A 4,853-nucleotide genomic window follows, 5' to 3' on the forward strand; every position below is an offset into this window, starting at 1 on the left:
CCACGATTCGAATCGTGGGAGCGCTCCGTTTTCTAATCGGCTATGATCGTCCTGTTCTTCCCCGCCTCCTTGGCTTGATACAAAGCATGGTCGGCGCGTTGAAACAACAATTCAGCGGATTCGGCGTGGGATGGGTAATGAGCGATACCCAATGAAATCGTCAGCGGGATTCCAAGGCGATTCTCCCGTGTTTCAAAGGCTATGCGGACCCGTTCCGCCGTGATCCAGGCATCCGGCGCGGTGGTGAACGGAAGAAGCACGATGAACTCCTCTCCGCCATAACGGCAGCATACGTCATTGGAGCGCACGGACGCAGTGAGGATGCGGGCCAGATGCTTCAATACTTCGTCGCCCGCCTGATGACCATAGGTATCGTTGATCGACTTGAACCGGTCGATATCCATCACGATAAGGGCGAAAGGCTGCTGCTTTTCCGTCCATTGCGACATGATGGATTCGAACGTTCTTCGGTTCGTTAACCCCGTTAATGAATCGGTCATGGCGGCATGTGTCAATTGATCGGTCTGCTTCTGCAAATCGCTTAACGCAAGCGTAATCGTCTGGGTCAATAAGTCAGCTTCTCGGTTCCAGTGATGCTTGATGTCCGGAAGAACGATTTTTTCGCCTCTCCCCAATTTACCGGCCAGGTTAGCCAGGGATACGAACGGACGGGCCAAACGCCGGGCAAGCCATATGGCGGCGATCATCAATACGATAAACGGAGCCAGAGTATAGATCAGGATCGTTCGGATATAACTATCCAATTCCTCGTATACAACGCTGATGGGAGATTGTACGATGACGCCCCAGCCGTTTTCCGGAACGGGGGAATAACCGGCAAGAAAGGTGATGCCTTGGCTGTTGGTCACCTGGTCATACCCGCTTTCGCCCCGAAGCACCTTCTGAACGACCAGATTTGCGCTGTTATCGTCGCCGATACGGGATTTGTCCGGATGGTACAATAAATGACCGCTTGAGCTCACGATGTAAAAATACGATCCGTCGCCATCGATGTTATGCTTGCCAAACATCGTATTCAATATATTATTTTCCTGCAAATAAAGACTGCCTCCGATAAAGCCCCGATACACTCCGTCTTTGTCGTACAGCGGCTCGCTCATAAAAACGATGCGACGTCCGGTTGACGAGGTGTAAGGCTTGGATATATAGGGCTTTCTTGAAGCCAGCGCTTCTTTGGCGGCTTCCGCTGAGATAGGCTGTCCCACCTTGCCGACGGAAGACGGAGCTACGCTGCGGACGAGACCCGTTTCATCCACGACGGCGATGGAGTTGAAAAAATTGCCGCTGAGACGCAGCATTTCAAGCTGCTTTTGCAGCTCTTGCTCGTTCGATAAATGGTTTACCGAAATATAGGTACCGGTGTATTTCAATCCGGCCCGCATCGATTTGAATAAGGAATCGATCGACTGGCTCATTTTGGTCGCGGCCGAATGGTTCAAGGCGAATCTCGTTTTGAATAACGATTGCTTATTGGAATGATAGGACGCCAGAAGCAGAATCGTCAAAGTAAGCGCGACGGAAAGGGAAACCAGCCCTGTTAGAAGGGTAGCAAGACTGATCTTCTTCTTTTTCGTAACGTCAATCCCGCACAGCCCGGAAATGGCATTCGCCTCCTCGATTCCCAAGTAACTTTCCCCATAATTCGACATGATTCGCCATAATCCTTTTCGCCGGCCGACCTGCATGAAAAAATCCAAGCCGTCACGGAGGCTTGGATTTTTTAAACTATCTAACGTATTTTTTAAAATCGATATCATACTTGTAAGTCGTTTTTTCTTCTTTATTTTGCACGACAAGAACCGCTTTTTTGGTGAAATCAATACTTGCCACATCGAATTGGACGGTCTTTAACGAATAGTTTGTGTCAAAGGGCGGACCTCCAACTTGGCTTACCATGTTTCCCTTTGCCTCCCTTCATTAAGTTGCCATACTTTCTTCAACAGTTCACCATAATTTTGTGAAAAAAATCACATGTAATGGGGTAAGATTGAACCAAGAACCATTTTGTTTAATTGTTTCTTGGGAGAGGTGATGATCCGTTGGAGCCTTACAAAAAGCATGAAAAGCGTCTGATGATCCTTATGTTCATCGTCGGGTTCGTCATGCTGCTTGCTTTTCTCAGGAGATTGTTCGCTTAAATCAATCCGGCTATGACTGAAGGAGATGAGCCTCTATGCAATACGATCCGGTATTTTTCAGCCGAATGCTAACCGAACTGACGCTGTCGTTCCACATTATCTTCGCTACAATCGGCGTCGGCGTTCCGGTCATGATCGCGCTTGCCGAATGGCGCGGCATCCGGACGAACGATCCGCACTACTTGCTTCTGGCCCGCCGCTGGACGCGCGGCTTCGTCATCACGGTCGCCGTAGGCGTCGTCACGGGGACCGCCATCGGCCTCCAGCTTAGTCTGCTGTGGCCGAGCTTTATGAAAATCGCCGGGCAGGCGATTGCGCTGCCGCTGTTTCTGGAGACGTTCGCCTTTTTTATCGAGGCGATTTTCCTCGGCATCTACCTGTACACGTGGGACCGGTTCAAAAAAAAGACGACCCACCTGCTGCTGATGATCCCGATCGTGATCGGGTCGTCCGCTTCCGCCTTCTTCATCACGACGCTGAACGCGTTTATGAATACGCCGCGCGGATTTACTCTGGAGAATGGCGTCATCAAGAATCTCCAGCCGCTAGTTGCGATGTTCAATCCGGCGACGCCGACGAAAGTATCTCACGTGCTTGCTTCATCTTACACGACGAGCGCTTTGATTCTGGCCGCTATCGCTGCCTGGCACCTGCTGCCCGGCAAAGATCACGTCTATCACAAAAAAGCGCTGAAGCTGACGATGACCGCCGCGTTCGTGTTTGCGATCAGTACCGCAGCGATCGGCGACTTGTCCGGCAAGTTTCTGGCCAAGTATCAACCGGAGAAGCTTGCCGCGGCCGAATGGCATTTCGAGACGGAGACTCATGCGCCGCTTATTCTCGGCGGGGCTTTGGACGAAAATAATGAAGTCAAATACGGCATCTCCATTCCGTATATGCTCAGCGTGCTTGCGCATAACGATCCGGCAGGCGAAGTCATCGGCCTTAATGATTTTCCAAAGGACGAATGGCCGCCGCTCGTGATTCACTACCTGTTTAATTTCAAAATCGCCAGCGGCATGTTTCTGGTACTCGTCGGCCTTCTCTACTTGTTCCGGCGCCGCCTCAGCCGAACGTTGGAAGCGCCGCGCTGGCTGCTGCGCATGATTGTCGTCGCGGGCCCGCTTGCGATGCTGACTATCGAGGTCGGCTGGTTTTTCGCGGAGCTTGGCCGGCAGCCTTGGATCCTGCGCGGCTTCATGAAAGTATCCGATGCGGCCACCACGTCGGACCATGTCGATATGATGCTCGTCTTGTTCTGTTTCCTGTATTTGCTGCTCGGCTTTACGGTCGTACGCGTGCTCGGCAAGCTGTTCCGCAAGCATGACGTCTTCGAGGAAATGATCACGCTCGGCATCGAGAAAGGAGGCCGCCGTCCATGAGCTACGAGCTGCTCGGCATTACCGTCCTGTGGACGTTTCTGTACGGCTATCTTATCGTTGCTTCCATCGATTTCGGCGCCGGATTTTTCAGCTATTACAGCGTCATCACCGGGCAACAAAATAAAATTCACAAGATTATCCAACGCTACCTGTCCCCGGTGTGGGAGGTCACGAACGTTTTCCTGATCTTCTTCGTCGTAGGAATTGTCGGCTTCTTCCCGCACACAGCCTATTACTACGGGACAGCACTGCTGATCCCGGGCAGCGTGGCGGTCATTCTGCTCGCCCTGCGCGGCTCGTATTATGCGTTCAGCACCTACGGCAGCAAAGAAAACCGCGGGTACATGTTGCTGTACGGAGCGACGGGACTGTTGATCCCCGCTTCGCTCTCGACGGTGCTGACCATCTCGGAAGGCGGCTTTATCGAAGAGCGCGGCGGCGAAGTGCTGTTTCTGTGGCCCAAGCTGCTCGCAAGTCCCTATTCGTGGAGCGTCGTGCTGCTGGCCATCGTCAGCGTGCTGTACATCTCTGCGATGTTCCTGACGTACTACGCAGCCAAAGCCGGGGACGGGAATGCGCTGGAGGTCGTGCGCAGATACGCCCTGCTCTGGAGCGGCCCGACCATCCTGTCGAGCTTTCTGGTGTTTCTGGGCATCCGAACCCAGAACCCGCGGCATTTTGAGAACATGCTCGACCTGTACTGGATGTTTGCCGCTTCCTTCCTGTGTTTTCTGATCGCCGTCTATTTCATCTGGAAGCGCCGAAATTACGGATGGGCCTTCGTCCTCGTCATGCTGCAATTTGCTTTCGCTTTCTACGGGTACGGAGCGGCGCATCTGCCTTATGTGTTATACCCGTACATTAACATCTACGGCGGCTTCACGAACGAAACGATGGCTCTTACGCTCGTCATCGCTTTTATCGCCGGCTTGCTCGTGCTGATCCCGTCCATGTGGCTGCTGCTGCGGTTGTTCCTGTTCGATGCCAACTATGTTCAAGGCCAGAAGAAAGGATGAAGATTCATGGAGCATTTCATGATCATGTACCTCCCGCCCCTTATTGCGGCCGCCTCGCTTGCGTTCATGTTCATCTGGAGCGGCAAAGCGCAAGACAAAGAGTTTAAGTAGCTCCCGGACCAAGGCAAAAATCCCGTCCTGCCGCGGATAACCGCACAGAACGGGATTTTTCACATGGACCGCACATCTTCTGCGGACGTCTTACCAGAAAAAGGGACCCCCAAACGGGCCGAAGCCGCCCCAACCGCCGAAGCCCCCACCCCAACCGCCGTAGGCGTATGGGGCAGTTCCGATGG

The 4,853-nt window shown here is 52.9% G+C and carries 4 protein-coding genes; 2 read left to right on the top strand and 2 right to left on the bottom strand.

Annotated features, from left to right (window positions below; genetic code table 11):
- Positions 1–32: 32 nt before the first annotated feature.
- Positions 33–1,670: a sensor domain-containing diguanylate cyclase gene (locus QJ48_RS32270; protein WP_237763130.1), complete on the bottom strand. Its 1,638-nt coding sequence runs from the start codon at positions 1,668–1,670 to the stop codon at positions 33–35.
- A 76-nt stretch (positions 1,671–1,746) separates the two neighbouring features.
- Entirely contained in the window at positions 1,747–1,917 is a 171-nt protein-coding gene (locus tag QJ48_RS37175; RefSeq protein WP_157261825.1) for a hypothetical protein, read from the bottom strand.
- A 277-nt stretch (positions 1,918–2,194) separates the two neighbouring features.
- Between QJ48_RS37175 and QJ48_RS32275 the strand changes: the two genes are divergently transcribed.
- Both QJ48_RS32275 and QJ48_RS32280 read left to right on the top strand, forming a co-directional pair.
- Positions 2,195–3,541, top strand: coding sequence for a cytochrome ubiquinol oxidase subunit I (locus QJ48_RS32275; protein WP_054977426.1), 1,347 nt, complete (start codon positions 2,195–2,197; stop codon positions 3,539–3,541).
- Positions 3,538–4,557, top strand: coding sequence for a cytochrome d ubiquinol oxidase subunit II (locus tag QJ48_RS32280; RefSeq protein ID WP_054977427.1), 1,020 nt, complete (start codon positions 3,538–3,540; stop codon positions 4,555–4,557). The genes QJ48_RS32275 and QJ48_RS32280 overlap by 4 nt, the downstream gene beginning before the upstream one ends.
- Positions 4,558–4,853: the final 296 nt, after the last annotated feature.

It is taken from the genome of Paenibacillus sp. A3 (assembly GCF_001399685.1).
Taxonomy (GTDB): Bacteria; Bacillota; Bacilli; order Paenibacillales; family NBRC-103111; genus Paenibacillus_G.